At 69.2% G+C, this 21,136-nt stretch carries 18 protein-coding genes and 2 pseudogenes; 7 read left to right on the forward strand and 13 right to left on the reverse strand.

Annotation, left to right across the window (positions count from 1 at the left end; genetic code table 11):
- Positions 1-750, reverse strand: a pseudogene (locus MLGJGCBP_RS30640) (hypothetical protein); the annotation flags it as partial.
- Entirely contained in the window at positions 747-1,652 is a 906-nt protein-coding gene (locus tag MLGJGCBP_RS30645) for a hypothetical protein (protein WP_160100368.1), read from the reverse strand. The pseudogene MLGJGCBP_RS30640 and the gene MLGJGCBP_RS30645, both read right to left, overlap by 4 nt.
- A gap of 123 nt (positions 1,653-1,775) precedes the next feature.
- Here MLGJGCBP_RS30645 and trmB point away from each other — a divergent pair, with 123 nt between their 5' ends.
- From trmB to MLGJGCBP_RS30660, 3 genes are read left to right on the forward strand one after another with little or no spacing between them, the layout of a single operon-like run.
- Positions 1,776-2,552 carry a tRNA (guanosine(46)-N7)-methyltransferase TrmB gene (gene trmB / locus MLGJGCBP_RS30650; RefSeq protein WP_179220066.1) on the forward strand — a complete coding sequence of 259 codons (777 nt, stop codon included), beginning with the start codon at positions 1,776-1,778 and terminating at the stop codon, positions 2,550-2,552.
- Positions 2,549-3,280: an NYN domain-containing protein gene (locus tag MLGJGCBP_RS30655; protein WP_087555004.1), complete on the forward strand. Its 732-nt coding sequence runs from the start codon at positions 2,549-2,551 to the stop codon at positions 3,278-3,280. The genes trmB and MLGJGCBP_RS30655 overlap by 4 nt, the downstream gene beginning before the upstream one ends.
- Positions 3,281-3,290: 10 nt before the next feature.
- A complete protein-coding gene (locus MLGJGCBP_RS30660; RefSeq protein ID WP_160100370.1) occupies positions 3,291-6,284 on the forward strand; it encodes an MMPL family transporter in 2,994 nt (997 codons plus the stop codon).
- Here MLGJGCBP_RS30660 and MLGJGCBP_RS30665 read toward each other — a convergent pair.
- From MLGJGCBP_RS30665 to MLGJGCBP_RS30685, 5 genes are all read right to left on the reverse strand, one after another.
- Positions 6,259-8,142 carry a DUF2339 domain-containing protein gene (locus tag MLGJGCBP_RS30665; protein ID WP_160100372.1) on the reverse strand — a complete coding sequence of 628 codons (1,884 nt, stop codon included), beginning with the start codon at positions 8,140-8,142 and terminating at the stop codon, positions 6,259-6,261. The two genes, MLGJGCBP_RS30660 and MLGJGCBP_RS30665, sit on opposite strands and share 26 nt — an antisense overlap.
- A 66-nt stretch (positions 8,143-8,208) precedes the next feature.
- Positions 8,209-8,850, reverse strand: coding sequence for a DUF1707 SHOCT-like domain-containing protein (locus MLGJGCBP_RS30670; protein WP_087555001.1), 642 nt, complete (start codon positions 8,848-8,850; stop codon positions 8,209-8,211).
- Between the two features lie 61 nt (positions 8,851-8,911).
- Positions 8,912-9,580 (reverse strand): response regulator, encoded by a 669-nt coding sequence (locus tag MLGJGCBP_RS30675; protein ID WP_160100374.1) that lies wholly within the window; start codon positions 9,578-9,580, stop codon positions 8,912-8,914.
- Positions 9,573-10,775: a MacS family sensor histidine kinase gene (gene macS / locus MLGJGCBP_RS30680; protein WP_160100376.1), complete on the reverse strand. Its 1,203-nt coding sequence runs from the start codon at positions 10,773-10,775 to the stop codon at positions 9,573-9,575. Before macS ends, MLGJGCBP_RS30675 begins: the two co-directional genes overlap by 8 nt.
- Positions 10,759-11,988 (reverse strand): AI-2E family transporter, encoded by a 1,230-nt coding sequence (locus MLGJGCBP_RS30685; RefSeq protein ID WP_160100378.1) that lies wholly within the window; start codon positions 11,986-11,988, stop codon positions 10,759-10,761. The genes macS and MLGJGCBP_RS30685 overlap by 17 nt, the downstream gene beginning before the upstream one ends.
- Positions 11,989-12,176: 188 nt before the next feature.
- On the opposite strand from MLGJGCBP_RS30685, the gene MLGJGCBP_RS30690 reads away from it, so the two are divergent.
- Both MLGJGCBP_RS30690 and MLGJGCBP_RS30695 read left to right on the forward strand, forming a co-directional pair.
- On the forward strand, positions 12,177-13,634 hold the full coding sequence (locus MLGJGCBP_RS30690) for an adenylate/guanylate cyclase domain-containing protein (RefSeq protein ID WP_072947540.1): 1,458 nt from the start codon (positions 12,177-12,179) through the stop codon (positions 13,632-13,634).
- A 28-nt stretch (positions 13,635-13,662) separates the two neighbouring features.
- On the forward strand, positions 13,663-14,796 hold the full coding sequence (locus tag MLGJGCBP_RS30695; RefSeq protein WP_160100380.1) for a lysylphosphatidylglycerol synthase transmembrane domain-containing protein: 1,134 nt from the start codon (positions 13,663-13,665) through the stop codon (positions 14,794-14,796).
- A gap of 7 nt (positions 14,797-14,803) precedes the next feature.
- Here the strand turns inward: MLGJGCBP_RS30695 and MLGJGCBP_RS30700 are convergent, their stop codons facing one another.
- Positions 14,804-15,412 carry a FadR/GntR family transcriptional regulator gene (locus MLGJGCBP_RS30700; protein WP_160100382.1) on the reverse strand — a complete coding sequence of 203 codons (609 nt, stop codon included), beginning with the start codon at positions 15,410-15,412 and terminating at the stop codon, positions 14,804-14,806.
- A gap of 19 nt (positions 15,413-15,431) precedes the next feature.
- On the opposite strand from MLGJGCBP_RS30700, the pseudogene MLGJGCBP_RS30705 reads away from it, so the two are divergent.
- A pseudogene (locus MLGJGCBP_RS30705) lies at positions 15,432-16,553 on the forward strand (2-isopropylmalate synthase); the annotation flags it as partial.
- A gap of 66 nt (positions 16,554-16,619) precedes the next feature.
- On the opposite strand, the gene MLGJGCBP_RS30710 reads toward MLGJGCBP_RS30705, so the two are convergent.
- From MLGJGCBP_RS30710 to MLGJGCBP_RS30730, 5 genes are read right to left on the reverse strand one after another with little or no spacing between them, the layout of a single operon-like run.
- A complete protein-coding gene (locus MLGJGCBP_RS30710) occupies positions 16,620-18,191 on the reverse strand; it encodes a polyamine aminopropyltransferase (protein ID WP_160100384.1) in 1,572 nt (523 codons plus the stop codon).
- 5 nt (positions 18,192-18,196) lie between these two features.
- A complete protein-coding gene (locus tag MLGJGCBP_RS30715) occupies positions 18,197-18,667 on the reverse strand; it encodes a DUF350 domain-containing protein (protein WP_072947786.1) in 471 nt (156 codons plus the stop codon).
- A 28-nt stretch (positions 18,668-18,695) separates the two neighbouring features.
- Positions 18,696-19,118, reverse strand: coding sequence for a DUF4247 domain-containing protein (locus MLGJGCBP_RS30720; protein WP_087559111.1), 423 nt, complete (start codon positions 19,116-19,118; stop codon positions 18,696-18,698).
- The gene (locus tag MLGJGCBP_RS30725) at positions 19,106-19,612 is read right to left on the reverse strand and encodes a DUF2617 family protein (RefSeq protein ID WP_160100386.1); all 507 of its coding nucleotides are present in this window, start codon (positions 19,610-19,612) and stop codon (positions 19,106-19,108) included. Before MLGJGCBP_RS30725 ends, MLGJGCBP_RS30720 begins: the two co-directional genes overlap by 13 nt.
- Positions 19,609-20,205 carry a DUF4178 domain-containing protein gene (locus MLGJGCBP_RS30730; protein ID WP_160100388.1) on the reverse strand — a complete coding sequence of 199 codons (597 nt, stop codon included), beginning with the start codon at positions 20,203-20,205 and terminating at the stop codon, positions 19,609-19,611. Before MLGJGCBP_RS30730 ends, MLGJGCBP_RS30725 begins: the two co-directional genes overlap by 4 nt.
- 224 nt (positions 20,206-20,429) lie before the next feature.
- Between MLGJGCBP_RS30730 and MLGJGCBP_RS30735 the strand changes: the two genes are divergently transcribed.
- Entirely contained in the window at positions 20,430-21,077 is a 648-nt protein-coding gene (locus MLGJGCBP_RS30735) for an isochorismatase family protein (RefSeq protein ID WP_160100390.1), read from the forward strand.
- Positions 21,078-21,136 lie beyond the last annotated feature (59 nt).

The following is a 21,136-nucleotide window of genomic DNA, read 5'->3' on the forward strand; positions in this document are numbered from 1 at the left end:
GATCTCGGACCGCGCCGACGCTCCGGCCGCGCGAACCTGGGAGGCCACCTCGTGCAGCAACTCGACCTTCGCGAGCTGGACCTGACCGCGGAGCTGGGCGACCCGTTCCGTGCGCCCGCCGTCCCGCAGCGTCAGCGCGCGCACCCGCTCGGCGCGCAGTTCCGCGCCCGGCTCGGTCTCCCGCACGGACCGGGCGGTGGCCACGATCATCCGTCGAGTCTGCTCGAGCACCGACTCGGTGGCCGGGCGCGTGCCGTGGGCCTCGTCCCGGGCGGCCCGCAGAAGTGCCGCGAGCAGCGCCTCCACCCCGGATCCGCCTGCCGCGACCGGGTGGATCTGCGCGTCGGCGAAGCGCGCCGCGTGCCCGGCGAGCAGGGCCCGGTTACGTTCACGCACGCCCGCCCAGTCCCGGTGGACATCGGTTTTGGTGAGCGCGAAGACCACGGGGCACGCCGGTCGCGCGACGACGTCGAGGACGGACAGCTCCTCCCGTCCGAGTGGCGCTGCCGCGTCGAGCACCATCAGGACCACCCCGGCGTCGAGCGGATCCTCCACGAATGCGAGCGCGGACGCGTCGAGTGCGCGGAGCCCGCGCACGAGAGTGGTCTTGCCTGCGCGCCGCGGCCCCGCGACGAAGACACCTCGCTGCGCGGGTCCCCCGGACTTCAGGCGGGCGACGGCGTCCGGGTTCCATCGCGTCACGACGTCGACGGTCTCTGCGGGCAGATCGGACAACTGTGGCGTCGTCACGTTCCGGGGCTGCCGCTCAGCTGCCGTCCGACGCGAACGTAGTGGCGCCGGATGTCGACGACCGCTCGGCGCCGGCGGGCCGTCGGTTGCCGGGCGAGTTGCGCCCGCCACCAGTCCGCGCACCGGCCGGCGTCCGCGGCGGTGCGCGGCGGTTCCGGTTCGTCCGCGATGCAGTCGGCGAGGTGGAGCCGGGCCGCGGCGGCGCCGAGAGCGACCGCGTGGTCGCCGGCGAGGTACCGCTCCAGCACGTCGCGGGACGCGAGGCTGCGCGCGGCCTGCGACCGTAGCGTGTTCAGCAGGATCTCCCCGCGGTGCGCCCGGGCTCGTGCGACCCGGTCGGCGACAGCGGCCGACACCGCGCCGATCCCGGACTCCGCGATCCCGGACTCCGAGATCCCCGACTTCGAGGACGTCCCCGCGCTCGCGCGCGTGCCGATCAGCGGCAGGGCCGGCAAGCCACCCTCCTCCGAGCATTCGGCGGCCCGCGCGGTCGCCGTCGCCCAGGCGTCGGCGGGCACGCGCGACGCGCCCAACGTGTCCGCTTTGTTGAGGACGAACAGGGCCTGCGCCGGGTCCAGGTTCCGCACGGCGTCCCGGTCGGCGTCGCGCACCGCTTCGACGAGGATGTAGACCACGACGTCGCCATCCAGCATCGGGTCGGGTGCGCCGGGCACGTCGACGGCGTCCGATTCCTCCACGACCGCGCCTTCGATGCCATCGGCGGTCAGCGCGGCGGCCACGGTCGACCTGCCTACACCCGCCCGACCGGCGGTCTGAACCCGGATCGGCGCCCGAAACGCCGCGACGGCGGCGCGGACGCGGTCGCCGGCGGCCTCGTCCAGTGCCGCGACCTCCGCGGCCAGATCCGTCAGTTCCCCGCCCCCGGCATCTGCAGTGCCCATGACGCACTCACCCCCCCTTTGTTCCGCGCCGATTCTGTCAGACTCGCCCCGAATCGGCGTGGGCAACCGTGCAGGCTGGGCACCGGATTACCGAAAAAGTCTCAAGGTGAACTTCAGACCCGTATGCCAGAAACGCCCCTCATGCGTGACAATGGTCCGGTGAACCACGCTGATCAGGATGCACCCGCCGTCCCCGAGGAGGGGCAGACGAAGGACTCGAAGGGGTCCCGTCTCCACCCGAGGGTGACAAGTTTCCGCTCGCGCAGGGGCGCTCTGACCGCTCCGCAGCAGGAGACGTGGGACCGGCAATGGCCCGTGATCGGCGCGGACGTCTCGGACAATCGCCTGGACGCGCCGTCGTGGTTCGGCCGGGACGCGCCCCTGATCCTCGAGATCGGCTCGGGCACCGGTACCGCCACCGCGGCGATGGCGAAGGCCGAACCCCATGTGAACCTCATGGCCGTCGAGGTCTACCGGCCCGGGCTCGCACAGTTGCTTCAACAAATCGAACGGGACGAGATCCCGAACATCCGGGTCCTGCGCGGCGACGCCATGGATGTCCTGGAGAACATGATCGAACCGGAATCGCTCACCGGAGTCCGTGTCTTCTTCCCGGACCCGTGGCCGAAGGCCCGCCATCACAAGCGCCGCCTGCTGCAGGCCCCCACTTTCGCCCTGATCGCGAGTCGACTGAAGGCCGGCGGTGTGTTGCATGTCGCAACAGATCACGCCGAGTACGCCGAGGCCATCGCCGAGGCAGGCAACGCGGAACCCCTCCTGACCTCCCTCGACTGGGAGTCACCCATGACGCACGAACGTCCGGTGACGAAGTTCGAAGACAAGGCCCACCAGGTCGGCAGTGCGATCACCGAGTTGATTTGGGGGAAGATCAGGTCATGAGCGTCAGCGAGCAATACACCGACACAGCCGGCACCGCCCCGGCAGGCACCGCGGTGTCGTCAGGATCTCCCGCGGTGGGTGCACGTGACGGGCGCCACCAGAAGCGGGTCCTTCTCGTCTGGGACGCACCCAACCTCGACATGGGTCTCGGCGCCATCCTCGGCGGCAGGCCCACGGCCGCCTACCGGCCACGATTCGATGCACTCGGCCGCTGGCTGCTCTCCCGGACCGCGGAACTGTCCGCGTCCGGCACCGACACACTCGAACCCGAGGCGACGGTCTTCACCAACATCGCGGCTGGCAGCGCCGATGTCGTGAGACCGTGGGTCGAAGCCTTGCGTAATGTGGGATTCGCGGTGTTCGCCAAGCCGAAGATCGATGAGGACAGCGACGTCGACTCCGACATGCTGGACCACATCGCGCTTCGTCACGGCGAGGGGCTGGCCGGTGTCATGGTCGCCTCCGCCGACGGTCAAGCATTTCGCGAACCGTTGGAGGGCATCGCCGCGACCGGCATTCCGGTCCAGATACTCGGGTTCCGCGAGCACGCCAGCTGGGCGGTCGCGTCCGACCTTCTGGACTTCGTCGATCTCGAGGACATCCCCGGCGTGTTCCGGGAGCCACTGCCTCGGGTCAGCCTCGACACACTGCCCGACGAGGGTGCCTGGTTGCAGCCGTTCCGACCGCTTTCCGCCCTGCTCGTCGGGCGGAAGAGTGCTGCCGAGTAGGAGTTGATCTGTGTTCGCGAGCTGGGGAAGCGTCGTCTACCGGGCCCGATTCACCGTCATCGGCATCATGGTTGCCTTGTTGCTCGGTTCGGCCGCGTACGGCCTGGGCCTCGAGAAGCATCTCAGCCAGAGCGGCTGGGACGATCCGGGCTCGGAGTCGGTCGCCGCGGCCAAGCTGGCTGACGGCACCTTCGGTCGCGACACCAACAGCGACGTCGTCGCGCTCTATACGGCCCCCGAGGGCAAGACGATCGAGGACCCCGAGTTCCAGGCGAAGGTCGTCGCGAACCTCGAGCGTCTGGCGGCGGAACACCCGGACAAGATCCTCAAGATCAACGGCGGCTACTTCAAGGTCGGCACCGCGCCACAGCTGGCGTCCGCCGCGGACGCGGACAAGCAGCACGCGATCGAGAGCGTCGCCATCGTCGGCGACAACGACACCGAGGTCACGGCCAATTTCCGGGACGTCAAGGACGAGTTCTACATCGACGGCGTCGACGTGCAACTCGCCGGTCTCCAGCCCGTGTCCGGTGCGCTCAACGACACGATGGCCACGGACATCCGGCGGATGGAGCTCCTCGCGATCCCGGCCGTGGGTGTGCTGCTGTTCTTCGTGTTCGGTGGTGTCATCGCGGCGGCGCTGCCACTGATCATCGGCGGCCTGACCGTGGTCGGCGCCAACGGCATCGTCCGTCTGATCACCAACTTCACCGAGGTCAACTCGTTCGTCGCGCCCGTGGTCTCCCTCGTGGGGCTGGGCCTGGCCATCGACTACGGGTTGTTCATCGTCAGCCGGTTCCGAGAAGAGATGGCGGAGGGGTACGACACCCGCTCCGCCGTCCGCAGAACGGTGATGACCTCGGGCCGCACGGTGGTCTTCTCGGCGACGATGATCGTCGCCAGCCTCGGCGGACTGCTGCTGTTCCCGCAGGGCTTCCTGAAATCCGTCGCCTACGGCGCCATCGCGACCGTGGGCCTCGCCGCCCTGACGTCGATCACGATCCTGCCCGCGATCCTCGGCATCCTCGGCAAGCGCGTCGACGCCCTCAGCCTCGACCGTTTCCGGCAGACCAAGAACACCGAGGAGATCGAGGCGAGCGTCTGGGGCCGGCTCACCCGCTGGGTGATGCGCAACCCGCTCAAGGTCACCATTCCCATCGTCGTCGGCCTGCTCCTGCTGATCGTGCCGCTGACGGGTATCAAGTTCGGTGGCATCAACGAGACCTACCTGCCCCCGGACAGCACGACCCGCGCGGCGCAGGAACAGTTCGACGAGATCTTCCCGAATCTGCGCACCGAACCGGTCAAGCTCGTGGTGTCCGACGCCGACAACAAGGCGCTCGGCCAGATCATCAAGGAAGCCAGTGGCGCGCCGGGTCTGATCGAGCGGTTCACCCCGGAGGGCGCGGCCAAGGACGGGGTGGTCGTCCTCAAGGCGGGTCTCGTCGACCGCAACGAGTCCAAGCCGACCATCGACTATCTGCGTGCCATGGACAGTCCGGACGGCGTCCAAGTGCTGGTGGGCGGCACCCCGGCGATCGAGCAGGACAGTATTTCGGCGCTGCTCGACCACCTGCCCACGATGGTGATCTCTGTCCTCTTCCTGACGACGCTGCTGATGTTCCTGACGTTCGGCTCGCTGGTGCTGCCGATCAAGGCTGCGTTGATGAGCGCGCTGGGCCTCGGGTCCACGCTCGGCATCCTGACGTGGATCTTCATCGACGGTCACGGTTCGGAGTGGCTGAACTTCACCCCCGGACCGATCATGTCGCCGGTGCTGGTGCTGATCATCGCGATCGTCTACGGCCTGTCCACCGACTACGAGGTGTTCCTGCTCTCCCGGATGGTCGAGGCGCGGGCGCAGGGGGCCAGTACGACGGAGTCGATCCGCATCGGCACCGCGCACACGGGCCGCATCATCACCGCGGCCGCGCTGATCCTCATCGTCGTCACCGGCGCGTTCGGGTTCTCCGAACTCGTGATGATGAAGTACATCTCCTACGGCATGATCGCCGCGCTCATCATCGACGCGACCCTCATCCGCATGTTCCTCGTCCCCGCCACGATGAAGCTGCTCGGCGACGACTGCTGGTGGGCGCCGGCGTGGATGAAACGGATCCAGGAGAAGACCGGTCTCGGTGAGCCCATCCTCGACAACGAGTTGATGCCCACCGACGTCCCGGAGCTCACCCCGATCGGTGCTGTCCCGCCGCAGCGCAAGGTCGCGGCCCCGCCCGCCCCCCGGAAACCGGAACCGCTCACCGAACCGATCCCCCTCGTCACGGCGCGGGCGCTGGCCGCGAAGATGTCCGAGGACGACGCGAAGGCACGCCGGGCGCAGGACGAGGCCCGGCGGTCGGCGACAGGCCGCCCCGCCCGGCCACCGGTGGAAATCGAAGAGCCGGCCGCGGAACCGCAGACCACCGCGCTGCCGCAGCCCGCTCCCCCGCGTCCGGCACCGACGCAGTCCCGTCCCGCGCAGGCTCCGCGCCCCGCACCGCAGTCACGTCCCGCTCCCCGGCCCCGCCAGGCGGCGGCCCCGGCCCCGGGCCCGGCCACCGAGTCGCGTCCCATCGAGAGCTGGCTCGCGGACCTGCGGTCCACGTCGGCCGCCGAACCGCGGCCGATCTCCACGCCTTCCGAACCGCGACCGAGCGCGTCGGCGCCGTCATTGCCGACCCGCTCGCCGCGTTCGGTGCCCGCACCGTACGAGCAGGAGACCCCCCAGTCGTCTCCTGCCCGCCCGGTGCCGCCGATCCCGTCGCGGCGTCGCGCCGCCGAGCCTGTGGAACCCGTCAACGGCGGCAGGCGCACCAACGGCACGCCTGCCAACGGGAGCCCGGCCAACGGTGCTCCGGCAAACGGTGCCCCGACCAACGGCTCGCGCCGCCGCGCCGAGGAGTCGCCCGTCGATCCGGACGACGCCTCGAGCGGCAGGCACCGCGCGGACGACACCAACGCCGTCAGCGTCAGCGAACTCATCGCTCGGCAGAACCGGCGCTGACGGAGCCGTTCGGCGTTTCCCGTCCGGCCTCACGCTCCGCGAATTCCCGCGCGTAGCGGGTGCCGGCGAGGAGCAGCAACAGGCCCACCACAAGGAACGCGAGGACGCGGAACAGTCCGTCGAGGGTGGCCAGGTCGAACAGGAACAGTTTGGCCAGCGCCGCCGCGGTCAGTCCCAGTCCGACGCCGAGCGCGGTGTGGGCGTAGTCGCGTCGAGCCAGTCCGAACACCAGGGCCGCCGTCGCGGCCGCCATCCACGCAATGGTCGCGGCGCAGTGGCCGGCGATGAAGCCTGCGGACGTCCCGGTGAGCGCCGTCCCCGCGGACACCGTCGCGGTGGTGACGGCGTACAGAATCACCAGCCCCGCGAGCACCCACCACGGCTGGGCGGCGGTGGCGCTCAGCAGTTTCAGTGTGTGCGCGTACCAGACGAACAGGAAGACGGTTCCCGCCAGCACGAGTGACGACAGCACCGTGGTCACCCCGAGTGCGTCGAGCGCGCTGTACTCGTCGACCAGGACGAACGGCGGCGCGGTGATCACGAAGGCGAACCCGCCGACGACGGTGAAGACGGCACCGACGGCGTAGGCGATCCGCGACTCCGCTTGCCCGCCGACGGTGAGGAACAGTGCCGCCACCCCGAGCAGGACGAGCGGCGCGAGGTCTTCGCTCGATCCAATGAGGCACGCTTCGAGCAGTGCGAGGGTACCCACGCCGGCGAGCGCGATCCGGGCGTGGTTCGGCAACGACCGGGCCACGGCGAATGCGGCGAACATCGCGGCGGCCAGTGCCAGCGCGATCAGCGTGGACCCGAGCCGGTCGAAGAGGTGGCCGATCACCAGCGTCGGGACGGCCGTCGTGACGATCATCGCGGTCGCGGTGACGTCGTGGGAGTTGCTGCGCAGCAAGATGATCGACGACACGAGCCCGAACACTGCAACCAGTGCGGCGGAGGCCAGCAGCCAGAACCGTTCCGGCCGGTCGTCGAGTCCAGTATTCGCGATCGCGATCAGCAGCGCGATCACCACCGGGCACGTCCTCGCGATCGCCAGATACAGCCAGTCGCGACCGAGTTGCGCCGGGAAGCTCGCGACCTGGATGACGAACAGGAACCCGATGAGGGTGAGCGTGATGCCGTCGGTGAGCACGGGAGCGAGCACGGCGGCGCCGGTCACCACCAGCAGCGCGAGGGGTTGCGAACCCCACCTGACCGCCAGTGCGACACCGGCTCCCGCGATCCCGAGTGCCACGACCATCGCGAGCACCGGCAGCAGCCAGTGATAGACGACCGCCACGGCCACGACGTCCAGGTAGGCGCCGGCGATACCCGTTGCCGCGAGAGCGATCCCGCCGACCCGGCCGCCGGGACGTCCGAAGACGCGGGCACCGGCGACGACGAGACCGGCCGAGAACAGCCCGCCCGCCACCACCCGCAGTTCCGGGCCGAAGAACCCGGCCTGCGCGGCCAGCACGAGCAGCATCACCACACCGATCAGGGTGACGGCGACACCCGCGACCGCGAGCACGCGGCTGATCATCCCGTCGCGCTGCCACCAGGGTTCGCGAACCACCCGGGGCCGCGGCGCGGGAGCGGGCCGGTACGGGACGGCCGGTGCGGGCGGCAGTGCCGGCGCAGGCTGCGCCACCGGCGGCCGGTACATCGGCTGCGGCGCAGGCTGGGGCTGAGGCTGCGGTTGGGGCTGCGTTTGGGGCTGGGGCCGCGGGACGCTCGCGAGTTGCGCCTGCAGGACGGCGAGGTTCTCACCCACGTGACGCATCTGCTGACCGAGCGCCGAGAAGTCGCCGGACAGCTGCGCGACGAGCCGGGGGTCGACTGAAGGAATACCAGGTGTGGACATGGATCAATCGTCCTGCGGCGACGGCGCCCACACATGAGTAGGCCTACTCGAGAGACCTGCGTCGTGCTACCCGAACATGCGGCGAATCGACGTGCCGAAAGGATGCTTGGCGGTCACGTTCCCGAACCGGACCTTGCCACGGACGACGACGTGCAGCGGGCCGATCGGAGGGCCGGTCCGCACCTTGTTGGTCGCGGAACCGCCGACCGTCTCGACGCCGTTGAGGTCGACCGTCGCCTCCTCCGGCACGACCAGCGAGATCGTGCTCGCGTAGTCGTCGATCGTCACGTGCACCACCTGCGTGGACATCACGGCGCGCGTGAAGTCGAGCGTCACCGTCGACAGGCGGGTGTTCACCTCGAGGGCGGGGGGAACGTGCCACGAGCCGGTACGGCTGACCGACGACATCCGGCCGCGGACGACGTCACCCGGCGGCGGTGCCGGTGAGCGGTGCACGGACGGCGGCACCGGGCGGGATACGTACGGCTGGTCGGGGTACGGCGGCGGCGTGAACTCGGAGATCAACTGGATCCCCGGCAGATCCACCAGGACGACGTTCAGCTCCGCGCGCGTCTTCGCGGCGAGTGCCGTGTCCATCCGTTCGGTGAACTCGCCGAGCGAGAGCATCCCCTGGCCCACCGCCCGCTGCAGCAGCTCGCCGACGTGTTCCCGTTCCGCATCCGATACGCGTAGGTCCCGTGCCTCCATACCGACCAGGCTAGCGCCCGTGAGTACTTATTAACGTCCGGCGGTTAACAAGTACTCACGGCTACTCGAGGCCCTGCTCGATGGCGTACCTGGTCAGCTCGACGCGGTTGGCCAACTGCAGCTTGCGGAGGGTGGCCTGGACGTGGTTCTCGACGGTGCGGTGACTCAGCGACAGCTTGGTCGCGATCTGCTTGGCGCTGAGCCCTTTCGCGACGAACCGCAGCACCTCCGTCTCCCGTTCCGTCAGCTTGGGGACGGCGGGGCCCTGCTCGTCTGCGGGCGCGCTCGACATTCGGCGGTACTCCCCCAGCACGAGTCCCGCGAGCCCCGGCGTGAACACCGCCTGCCCGGCCGCGGTGGCCCGCACCGCGTCCAGCAGTTCCTCGACGGACGCGCTCTTCACGAGGTACCCGGACGCGCCTGCCTTGACGGCGTCGAGGACGTCGTCACGCTCGGACGAGGCCGACAGCACCAGCACCCGGCTGTCCGGCGACACGTCCAGGACGGCGGCGGTGGCGGCGGCCCCGTTGCCGTCCGGCAGTTGCATGTCCATGAGCACGACAGCGGGACGGGTTGCCGCAGCCCGGCGTCCCGCGGCGGCGACGCCGTCCGCCGTGGCGACCACGGTGAACCCGGCGCCGTCGAGGTCGCGGGCCACGGCGTCCCGCCACATCGGGTGGTCGTCGACGACCATCACGGTGATCTGTTCGCCGGTGTCCGGGTCACCCATGCGTTTCGTCTCCCTTCGGCACACGGATCTCCCATTCGGTGCCCTGGCCGGGTTCGGTGTCGAGTTCGGCGGTGCCGCCGAGCGCGCCGACGCGGCCCAGAATGGATTTCGATACTCCCATGCGCCCCTCGGCCTTCGCTTCGGCCAGCCGTCCCGGGGCGATGCCGCTGCCGTCGTCGCGGACGCTGACGATCACCTCGCCGCCCAGGTCCTCCAGCAACACGTATGCCCGGGCGCCGGTCCCCGCGTGCAGCGCGACGTTGGACAGTGCCGTGTCGACGATCGCGACGAGTTCGGTCGCCCGGCCGCGCTCGATCGTCACCGGATCCGCCGGAGTCGACACGGACACCGTGGTGCTCACCCGCGTGCCCAGCAGCAGTCGCATGTCGATCGCGCTCCCACCCAGATCCGACGCGACACCCGCGCCCTGCTCGGAGATCAGCATGCGCAGCGCCACCTCCTGTTCTCCGGCGAGCTCCGCGAGTTCGGCTGCGGGCCCGCCGATCTCGTTGCCCCTCCGGCGCACGAGCGCCAGCACCTGCAGGACGCCGTCGTGCACCTCACGGGCGAGTCGTTCCCGTTCCTCGGTGGCGGCGGCCAACCGCACGGCCTGCTCCAGCTGGGCCTGCGCGCGCCTCGCAGTGGTGGTGGCGAGCCCGAGCGCCAACCCCACCGACACCAGGACGGGCGCCGTCGCGTCCTTCCACAGGTCGAGGTTGACCTGGTCGCGCACCACCGCGCTCACGGTCGCCATGAGCACCCCGGACGCCATGCCGAGCCACGGCCCGCCGAAGACGGCGGCAGAGATCACCGCGTTGGTGACCCACAGCGTCGTCGGCAGCGTCTGATGGTGGCTGTACCAATCGTCATCGGAGACGACGCGCGTCGACGCCATCAGCGCGATGGCGATCACCTGGTCGGCGATCACGACCTGGTAGCGCGGGACATTCCCGTGGGACAACAGGACCGCCGACAGTCCCGACCACACCGCCATCAGGGCGATGAAGAACCAGCTCAGCCGCTGATGGGTGTAGTACTGCACCGACACGATCTGGTAGCTGATCGCGTACACCAGCGTGACGAGGCGGAACGCCTGCGCCGCACGCCACAGCGGGGCGTCCGGATGGGTGTCGAGTTCGGTCGCGGCTCGCGGCCGGTAGTGCAGGCGGCTGCGGTGTTCACTCTCGTCGGTCATCGGTCTGCGCCGGGTTCTCCAAGTGCGGGTCGTCGTGGTGAGGCGGCGTGTCGGCTTCGGCCGGATAGAGCGGGACCGACGGGTCGTCGACCTCGAGTGCGTCGTAGGTGGCTTCGGGGTCCGACGACAGCAGTGACCGCACCGCCGTGTTCAGCAGCGCGACGATCGGCACCGCCAGCAGGCCGCCGACGATCCCGGCGAGGACGATGCCGGTGGTGATGGCCAGCACCACCGCGAGCGGGTGCAACCGGACCGCGCGGCCGAGCAGCAGTGGCTGCAGCACGTGGGCCTCCAGTTGCATCACCCCGATGATGATGCCGAGCACGATCAGTGCGGTGAGGAAACCCTTGGTGACCAGCGCCACGAGCACCGCGAGGAACCCGGTGAGGAACGCACCGACGATCGGGATGAACGCACCGATGAACACGAGCGACGCCAGCGGCAGCGCGAGCGGAACCCCGAGGATCGCGAGTCCCGCCCCGATCCCGATGGCGTCCGCGGCGGCCACCGCCACCGTGGCCCGGACGTACCCGATCAGCGAGCCGAACCCCTCGCTTCCCGCCAGCCGGACCCGCCGCCGTGACCTCGTGGGGACGAGGCGGGTGACGAACTCCCAGATCTGAGAGCCGCCGTAGAGGAAGAAGATGAGGGTGAACAGCGTCAGCAGGGCGCCGGTGAAGATCTCGCCGACGACCGTGGCGGTGGTCAGTGCGCCACTCGTCAGCTGTTGCCGGTTCTCCTGGATCGACTTGACCACCGAATCGCCGGCCTGCCGGATCTGATCCTCGCTGAAGTGGAACGGGCCGTCCGTGAGCCACCCCTGGATCTGTGTGACGCTCGCCTCGAATTGTTCGGTGAGGCCGGGGAGACCCTCGATGAACTGCTCGACGACGAACGTCATGATCCCGGCGACGATGCCGATCGACCCGATGAGGACGACGAGGACGGCGGCCGACCGCGGCACCCCCTTGCCCTGCAGCCAGTCGACGAGCGGCACCAACAGCGCCGACGCCAGGAGCGCCAGCCCTACCGGGATGAGGACGGTGTCGAGCCTGGTCACGATGTATCCGAGGGTCAGCAGGCCGGCGAAGATGACCAGTAGCCGCCACGTCCACTCGGCCGCCACCCGCACCACCGGGTGCACCGACGCCGAGGGGTGACCCCCACCCCGTGTTACCGCGGCAGTGTCCGAGCGTTGCTCGTTCGCGTTCACCTGCGGAGCGTATCGGGGTTCGGGCGGCGCCGGGTGCTTCGCGCGGGAAACACGTCCGCAGGGCACGCATATGCGCCGTTTAGGGGACGTGTCCTACGCCACCCGGTACACCCCCCGCTAAATTGAACGGCGTGCGGAAATCCTATAGAGCGATCGCGGCGACGGTCCGCAGCAGATGGCCGCTCTATATGATCTCGATGCTCCTCGCCAATTTCATCGGCGCCATCCTCGTGTTCGCCTTCGTCCGGTACGGCGTGCCGATCCCCGAATCGGCAGCCATCATGGCCGACCGGGTGCGCAACGTCGCGATCTTCGGCGGCTATCTCGCGTTCGCCGCCGTGGTGAGTCTCACGGCCGCCGCGATGATGCTGCGGTCGGTCGTCCGCTGGCAGTTGCGGGGAGGCCCGCCGACGCGCAGCGAGCAGATGTCGGCGCTGCACGCACCGCTGCGGCAGGCGATCGTGCACCTCGTGCTGTGGATCCTCGGCGGCATCATCTTCGTGCTCCTCACCATCACCGAGATGCCGGAACTGGCGGTCGCGGTGATCGTCACCGTCTGCATGGCCGCAACCACCACGTTCGGCTTCACGTACATGCTCGGCGAACGCATCCTGCGACCGGTGGCCGCCCGCGCGCTCAGCGAGGGCGAGTTCGACCGGACCATGGCCCCCGGCGTCGGCACCCGGATGGCGATGACGTGGGGACTCGGAACGCTGATGCCCGTCATCGGCATCATCCTGCTGTGCGTGACGCAGATAACCACCGACCTGGTGTTCTCCCCCGACGCGCTCGCGTGGGCGATCATGCTGCTGTCGATCATCGCGATCGCGCAGGCGTTCGCGCTGTCGATGCTGACGGCCAGCCAGATCTCCGACCCGATCAAGCAGCTGCGACGGGCCATCGAACGCGTCCAGCGGGGCGCCACCGACGTCCGCGTCGAGGTGTTCGACGGCAGCGAGGTCGGGCGGCTGCAGGTCGGGTTCAACCGCATGATGCGCGAGTCGGACGAGCGCCGGCTGCTGCGTGAACTGTTCGGTCAGCACGTCGGTGAGGACGTGGCGCGGCGGGCACTGCAGTTCGGCACCGAACTCGGGGGCGAGACGAGGTTCGTCGCCGTCCTGTTCGTCGACATGGTCGGCTCCACCGGCGCCGCCGCGGAACGTCCCCCCGGCGAGGTCGTGAACCTGCTCAACGAGTTCTTCCGCGTCGTCGTCGACGTGATCGACCGGCACCACGGCTTCGTCAACAAGTTCATGGGCGACGCGGCGCTCGCGATCTTCGGCGCCCCACTCGACCGCCCCGACGCACCGACAGCGGCGCTGGCCGCGGCCCGCGAGCTGCGGTTCGCGTTGAACGAAATCACCGGCCTCGACGTCGGCATCGGCGTCTCCGCGGGCCTCGCCGTCGCAGGCAACATCGGCGCCGCCGAACGCTTCGAGTACACGGTGATCGGAGACCCGGTCAACGAGGCGTCGCGGCTCACCGAACTCGCCAAGCTGCACCCCAGCCGCGTGCTGGCGTCGACGAGTGCCCTGTATTTCGCGGACGACGACGAACAGGCACACTGGGAACTCGGCGAACAGGTCCAGCTGCGGGGCCGTCGCCGCAACACCCATCTGGCTTGGCCGGAGGACTATCCGGAGTAATCCGCTACCCGTTGGTTACGCTGGTCAGGTGGCACAGCCTCGATCCGACCCGCCCACTGCCGAACATCCTCGGCAGCGAAGCCGATACTGGTGGATCAAATGGCTACTCGGCGCCGGCCTCCTGGCCCTGCTGACCGTCGAGGGAATCTATCTGTGGCCCACACTCAGCGACTCGTGGAAAGCGCTCACCGAGATCCACTGGGGGTGGGTCGCGGCGTGCATCGCAGCCCAGGCGGTGTCCCTGAGCGGGTACGGAGCGGTCCAGCAGCGACTGCTGCAGGCGGGCGGAGTCGTCGTCACCCAGCTGAAGTCGGTGTCCGTGATCTATGCGAGCACCGCGATGGCGGTGAGCCTCCCCGCCGGTCAGGTGTTCTCCACCGCCTTCACCTACAAGCAGACCCGCAAGTGGGGTGCCACCCCCATCGTCGCGTCCTGGCAGCTGGCGATCTCGGGTGTGATCGCCGCGGGAAGCCTCGCGCTTCTCGGCGCCGTAGGCGCATTCGCGGTGGGCACCAAGGTGAGTCCGGTCACCCTCGCGCTGTCGCTGGTGGCCGCGTTCGGCTTGTTCTACGCACTGCGATACATCTCACGTAACCCCGATTCCATCGAGTCGATCGGGCTGTGGGTGCTCGCCCGGTACAACAAGTTCCGCAAGAATCCCCCCGCAGCCGGCGCCGAGCGGTGGCGGGAAATCCTGAGCCAGCTCGATTCGGTCGAGCTGAGGCGCAAGGATTCGATCATCACGTTCGGCTGGTCCGCGGTGCACCGGCTCGCCGACGTCGCGTGCCTCGGTTTCGCGTGCTGGGCGGTGGGCGCGGAACCATCATTCGCGGGTCTGCTGATCGCGTTCGCCGCGGCCAAGGCCGTGGCCAGCATTCCGCTGGCCCCGGGCGGGCTCGGGTTCGTCGACGGCACACTGATCGCCACACTGACCGCGGCGGGGGCCACCGCGTCGCAGGCGCTCGCGGCCGTGTTCGTCTACCGCCTCGTGAGCTACATCCTCGTCGCACTGGTCGGCTGGGTGGTGTTTTTCATCCTGTTCCGGCACAACCAGCACGAGGACCTGGAGATGGACCTCGAATTCGAACGCCGGGAGCAGTCGACCCCGACCACCAACCACACGCAGCACTCCACGGACTCGGAGCCCGACTCCCACCCGTGAGTACTTGTTAACCGCCGGACGTTAATAAGTACTCACGGGTGGCGGAGCCGCACGAGGTGCTCGCGGTCAGGTCCCGCACGTCCATCAGGTCGAGCATGGCGTCCCGCAGTCGCGGGACGAATGTCTCGAACAGTTCGGTCAGCACCGGGTTGTGCGCGGCGACCACGACCGCACGGTGCAGCGCGATGTCCGCGTCGACGAACGCGGCGGCGCCGGCGCCGGACGCCGCGGACCGTGCGTCGAGTGCCCTACGGAGCGCGTCCAGATCGGTCTCGTCGCGCCCGGTCGCCGCAAGCCTGGCCGCCTCGATCTCGACGGTGTTGCGCACCTCGACGACGTGCAGGATCTCCTCGGTCCGCAGCACCCGGTCCCAGTCCTGACGCGGCGACGACCTGCGGAGGAACACTCCGGCCCCCTGCCGCGACTCGCGCATGCCGAGCCCCGCGAGCATCCGGACGGCCTCGCGCACCGTCGACCGTCCGACACCCAATTCGGCGGCCAGCGTGGTCTCGCCGGGCAGTTTGGCGCCGATCTCCCGTTCCCTGCTGTCGATCCGCGAGCGCAGCAGGTCCTCCGCCTGGTCCGTCAGCAGGTGGCGTCGTATCGACGAGGTCACGCCCAGCTCCTCAGGTTGTCTGATCGCCCGGACGTACGAGTCGGTCGAGGGACTGCCGAACGTCGTGGTGCACATGTACTCCGCGATGGCGCCAACGTGGCGTTCCGTCGTCCTCGGCAGGGACCGGAAGGCGCTGCACCGGTTGATCTTCGATGCCGCGCAGGAGGTGGCACGCGGCGCCGGCGACCGTCCCGGCGTGCGCTTCGAGTTCTCACCCGAGGTGTTCGACCTGACCGAGCCGGACTTCGTGCTCGACGTCTGCAACAGCCTGACCCGGCTGTGGGACGCGAGCCCCGATCGTCCGGTGATCCACAATCTGCCTGCCACAGTGGGGGTCTCGACGCCGAACGTGTACGCCGACCAGATCGAGTACATGCACCGCCATCTGGAGGACGGGGATGCGGTCATCCTGTCGGTGCACCCGCACAACGACCGCGGCACCGGCGTCGCGCGCGCCGAACTGGCGGTGCCGGCCGGTGCGCAACGCGTCGAGGGCTGCCTGTTCGGCAACGGTGACCGGACCGGCAACGTCGATCTGGTGACCCCGGCCCTGAGTCTGCATGCGCAGGGCGTCGACCCGATGATCGACCTCTCGGACATCGATGCGGTTCGTCGAACGATGTAGTACTGCAACAGAATTCCCGTCCACGAGCGGCACCCCTACGGCGGCGACCTCGTGTACACGGCGTTCTCCGGCACCCATCAGGATGCGATCAAGAAGGGGTTCGCGGAGCCAATCCGGCAAGGGCGGCATCGCGCACCTGCTGCAGAGCGAGTACGGCATCACCCTGCCGCGACGCTCCAGATCGACTTCGCCGCCAAGGTGCAGGAGGCGGCGGACTCGTCGGGTCTCGAGATCACCGCCGAGCAATTGTGGACGCTGTTCTGCGCCGAATACGGCTACCGGGGCGGCCTCGGCCGGAGGTCCGTCGAGCACGGCCCGGACGGCGACCGGCTGTTCGTCGTGTTCGACGTAGACGGCGTCGAAGTGTCGGGTGAGGCGGTCGCCACCGGCCCCGTCGAGGCGATGACCCGCGTCCTCACGTCGAAGGGCGTGGACGTGGACGTCCTGTCCCTCACCCAGCACTCGCAGCGGTCGGGCAGCGACAGCGCGGCGATCACGTTGGCGGAGTGCCGCGTGCGCTCCGCGCCCGTGAGTACTTATTAACGTCGGGCGGTTAATAAGTACTCACGGGCCGAAGGCATGTCAGCGCTCGTAACCCTTCCGCATGTCGTCGACGATGCGCGGACGGTCGAGGGTCGAAGGCTCGAGTTCGCGGTGGGGGCGGTCCCGCGGGAAGATCGCGGACGCGGCGAGGGTCGGCTCGTCGAGGAAGCGGAGTTCGGGGACGTCGCGGGGCAGGCGCAGCGCAGGCGGTTCGGGACCGCGGCGGGCGAGGACGTACCCCCAGTCCCCGAAGCTGGGCACGAGCACGTGGTACGGCGTGACGGCCAGCCCCGCCGACGCGACGGTCGACGTGGTGCGCCAGAACGCGTCGGGCGTCGAATAGGGACTGCCCGACTGCACGACCATCAGTCCGCCGGGGTTGAGAGCGGCGGCGGCGAGACCGTAGAACTCGGTGGAGTACAGGCGGCCGAGCGCCGGGGTGTCCGGGTCGGGGAGGTCCACGATGACGGCGTCGAATCCCGAGTCGGGTGCGTCGCGCAGCCACCGGAACGCGTCGTCGAGGACCACGTGCACGCGCGGGTCCTGCAGCGCACCCTGGTTCAGCCCGGACAGTCGCGTGTTCGCGAGTTCGACGACCGCCGGGTCGAGTTCGACCTGCACGATGTCCTCGACGCCGGGCAGTCGCAGGACCTCGCGGGCGGCGAGGCCGTCGCCGCCGCCGAGGATCAGTACCCGCTTGGGGTCGTCGGCCATCGCGGGGTAGACCAGCGATTCGGTGTACCGGTGTTCGTCGACGCTGGAGAACTGGAGGTCGCCGTCGAGGAAGAGCCGCACGTCTCCCCCACGTTCGGTGACCACGATCTCCTGGTACTGCGACCTTTCCGCTGCGACGACGGGATCGGTGTAGAGGCGTTGCCGGGACGTGGTCTCGATGCCGTCGGCGCGGACCAGCAGCACCGCGATGCAGGCGGCGGCGACGAGCAGCGCCACGACGGCGAGGAGTCGCGTCCGCAGGCTCAGCTGCCATCGCAGCAGGATCAGCGCCACGACGGCGGCGGCGGCGAGGTTGATGATGCCGGTGATGGCGGCGCCGCGGATCATCCCCGCGACCGGCAGCAGGACGAACGGCCAGAGCAGGCCACCTACCAGGGCGCCCGCGTAGTCGGCGGCGTTGAGGTTCGCCAGCACCTTTCCGGTGCTCTCGGCGTCGGTGTCGCTGCGGCCCGACTGCAGCAGCGTCATCAGCAGCGGCACCTCGGCGCCCACGAGCACACCGATCAGCGCGGTGGCCAGCACCAGAACGATTGCGCTGGAACCGAAGAACGTGAACGTCACGTACAGGGTCACCGCACTGAATCCGCCGACGAGTCCGAGGACGATCTCGACCACCACGAACGACGCGGCGGCCGTGGAGAGCAGCGGTTTGGCGGCGAGGGCACCGACCCCGAGCGCGGCCACGAAACCCGCGACGATCAGCGACGTCTGGGTGATCCCGCCGCCGGTCAGACTGACCGACAGCGTCAGCAGTGCCAGTTCGTAGATCAGCCCGCACGCCGCGCACGCGGCCACGGCGGCGAGCAGGAACGCCCTGGCGCGCCCGCCGAGAGCGCGGGTGGTGGAAGAATTCGGCTTTGCCGCTGTGGTGGTCACGTCGATCAGGTGAGTGCGGCGGCGTTCACCAGGCCGATGGCGAAGAGGCTCGCACCGACCGCCCAGGCGGCACCGCACATCTGCGGGTTCCCGACCAGTCCGACGAGTTGCCCCGGCAGCAGCACGTTCATCAGGCGCAGCGCAATGACCTGCAGCAGCACCCCGAAGAGACCGTAAACCGCGGAGTCGGCGAGTCCCTGCGCGAATCCGTCGGAACTGGTGAGGATCGCGGTGACCACGACGACGGCGAGGGCGAGGTGGTTCGACGCCAGCAGGATCGCCGCGTTGGGGTTCTTGTCTACGTACACCTGGTGCCGGAGATTGCCGGGAGTGGCGAGGTCGAGGACGGCGAAGCCGACTCCGAGAACGGCGATGCCGATGACGAAGTACGCCAGGGTGCCGAGCATGCCGACGGCGAGCAATCCGACGTCGACGCTGCCGATTTCCGTTGCTGCCGCCGTGTAGGTGGTGTTCACGCACTTCTCCCGAGTCGAGTGGTCTCTGTCATTTCGCGCTGCCGGATCCGCCGCTGCCGCCGGCGCCGCCCGCCGGTGAGCCGGGGTTGAAACCGGGCCCCAGATAGGCGAACCCGCCGCTTCGGTAGCGTCCGTCGATGTCTTCGACGCGCACGAGGCTGCCGCCGCCCGGCGCGGCGCTGACCGTGACGATGTCGTCGTCGTAGCGCAGGTATTCGCTGCCGCCGTCGGCCTTCCGAGCCGCCGGGGGCTCGTCGGCGACGATCGACGAGACGGTGGTGCCCACCGGGTCTTTCGACCTGTACGTCTTCGCGTCGCCCGCGGTGTTCTGCAGGGCGTACGTGTCGGCGATGTAGTCGCGCACCCCGCCGCCGCACGCGGTCGCGGCCAACACCAGGAGCAGCATCGGGGCGAGCCGCACGCGTGTCCCGAACCTGCTCACGGCAGCCACCTGCTTCGTGTCTTCACGATCACCCCGCCCTTATCTCCCGGATACAGATGCCAGGTCTGCCAGGCCCATCCGCCGGAATGCTCACGCGTAGCCGTGAGCGCGGTCAGTGCGGTGTGGTCTCCGGGGAACGCCCCGCAGATCCACCCCTCCACCTCGGTGGCCTGCCGCCGCAGCCAGTCGGCGGTCTGCTCGAGGCGGGCGCGGTCGACGATGTCGGTGGTCGAGTCGAATCGGTACCCGCCCGCGCTGTCGGATACCGGCAGCGGTCTGCCGCCGGCGCCGATCGCGTCGCAGGACACCTGTTCGGTGATCCGACTGCCCGCCGCCGACGCCGTCACCGCGTGCGACGCCCCGAGCACTCCGAGAGTCACCCGTTCGTCACCATAGGTGATGGTGAGTTCGGCCAGCGCAAGCGGTGTTTCGGCGTTCACGACGAGACCGAGCGCCTCGGCCGTCACATCACGCGACTCGATGTCGAGGACGTGCAGTGTCACTGCGGCGGACCGGAATGGATCACGGTGAGTTCGCCCCGGGTGACGGCGCGGCCCGTGGAGACCTCCCACGACTGCGTCCGCGCCCAGCGCTCGAAGGACAGCAGGCCGGTCTTGTCGGCGGTCTCGTAGTCGGCGTAGTCCACGATGCCCTGGGGTGCGGTCCCGGTGGTGCCTTCCGCAGTGAACGAGGCGGTGCCGCGCTCGATCTGCCGGTGCACCCTGTCGTCGAGGATCACGTCACCGCCCGGTTCGAGGCCCGTGCCCTCCCGGCGCATCCACAGCGTCATGTCGAGGTTGCCCTCGTCGTTCTCGACGGTGAGCCATCGCTGGCCGGTCGACCCGTCGAGGAGGTGTTCGTGCCAGATGTATCCCTCTTCGTCGAGGGTGATGGTTCCGCGCACGACGTGATCGATTCCGGCGTACGTGATGATGTCGCCGACGCCGATCTTGTACGGGTCGTAGACCTCCGGGTAGTCGGCGAGCGGATCGACCCTGGCAGCAGGAGTTTTGTTCGTCCCGGCCCGATTTCGCAGGATCAGCACGATGCCCACGATCACGACAACGATCAGCAGCAGTAACAGCAGCTCGGTCAACGGTCTCTCCTGGTCGGCGGCTCCGGCACGGGAGGCCAACGCCCGGCCCCCACCGGTCAGTCACCTTACTGTGCGCCGCACACCCCGCACACGTAGCGATTGCAGAGCCGGGTAGCAAAGGCTAGCCTAACCGAACGCGCGAGCGGTGGGGCGGAGCGCTGTCGTTCACCGAGATTCGCGCGGCACACGCCCAGAAGTCGACAGAACCGACAGTGAGGAACCATATGGCCATCCCGCCCATTTCGACCTACACGATTCCGGAGATCCACGAGGTCCCCGAATCGAAGGTGTCCTGGCGCCTCGACCCCCGGCGCTCCGCACTGCTGGTCCACGACATGCAGAACTACTTCATCGACGCGTACGACGTGCGCGCGGAGCCGATGTCGACCGCGATGGCGAACATGGTCCGGATTCGCGAACTGTGCTCGGAAGCCGGGATTCCCGTGATCTACACGATGCAGCCGGGCGACCAGCACCCGTCGCGTCGCGGCATCCTCGCCGACTTCTGGGGCCCGGGACTGACGTCGGGTCGCGACACCGAGGTGGTCGAGCCGCTCGCCCCCCGCGACGGCGACATTCAGGTGACCAAATGGCGGTATTCGGCCTTCCAGCGCACCGACCTCCGGCAGTTGCTCGGCCACCACGGCCGCGACCAGCTGATCGTGACGGGCGTCTACACGCACATGGGCTGCATGCTGAGCGCCGCCGAGGCGTTCATGTCGGACGTCCAGCCGTTCCTGGTCTCCGACGCGACTGCGGATTTCAGCCGAGACGAGCACCTCATGGCTCTCACGTACGCGGCGAAGCGCTGCGGTTCGGTGACCACCACGGATGCGCTGGTCTCCGCGCTGTCCCCGCTCGAAGTCGGCTGAGCCGCGGCGGTCGGATCACCACAGCTTATGTGGTTAGGCTAACCTGACATGCTGAGTGG

The organism is Rhodococcus sp. T7, from assembly GCF_009872365.1.
GTDB lineage: Bacteria > Actinomycetota > Actinomycetes > Mycobacteriales > Mycobacteriaceae > Rhodococcus_F.

What these genes read in the sequence shown, in the direction of transcription:
- MLGJGCBP_RS30645 (WP_160100368.1), bottom strand. Translation starts at nt 1,652, where the DNA reads ATGGGCACTGCAGATGCCGGGGGCGGGGAACTGACGGATCTGGCCGCG.
- trmB (WP_179220066.1), top strand. Translation starts at nt 1,776, where the DNA reads ATGCCAGAAACGCCCCTCATGCGTGACAATGGTCCGGTGAACCACGCT.
- MLGJGCBP_RS30655 (WP_087555004.1), top strand. Translation starts at nt 2,549, where the DNA reads ATGAGCGTCAGCGAGCAATACACCGACACAGCCGGCACCGCCCCGGCA.
- MLGJGCBP_RS30665 (WP_160100372.1), bottom strand. Translation starts at nt 8,142, where the DNA reads ATGTCCACACCTGGTATTCCTTCAGTCGACCCCCGGCTCGTCGCGCAG.
- MLGJGCBP_RS30670 (WP_087555001.1), bottom strand. Translation starts at nt 8,850, where the DNA reads ATGGAGGCACGGGACCTACGCGTATCGGATGCGGAACGGGAACACGTC.
- MLGJGCBP_RS30675 (WP_160100374.1), bottom strand. Translation starts at nt 9,580, where the DNA reads ATGGGTGACCCGGACACCGGCGAACAGATCACCGTGATGGTCGTCGAC.
- macS (WP_160100376.1), bottom strand. Translation starts at nt 10,775, where the DNA reads ATGACCGACGAGAGTGAACACCGCAGCCGCCTGCACTACCGGCCGCGA.
- MLGJGCBP_RS30690 (WP_072947540.1), top strand. Translation starts at nt 12,177, where the DNA reads ATGATCTCGATGCTCCTCGCCAATTTCATCGGCGCCATCCTCGTGTTC.
- MLGJGCBP_RS30735 (WP_160100390.1), top strand. Translation starts at nt 20,430, where the DNA reads ATGGCCATCCCGCCCATTTCGACCTACACGATTCCGGAGATCCACGAG.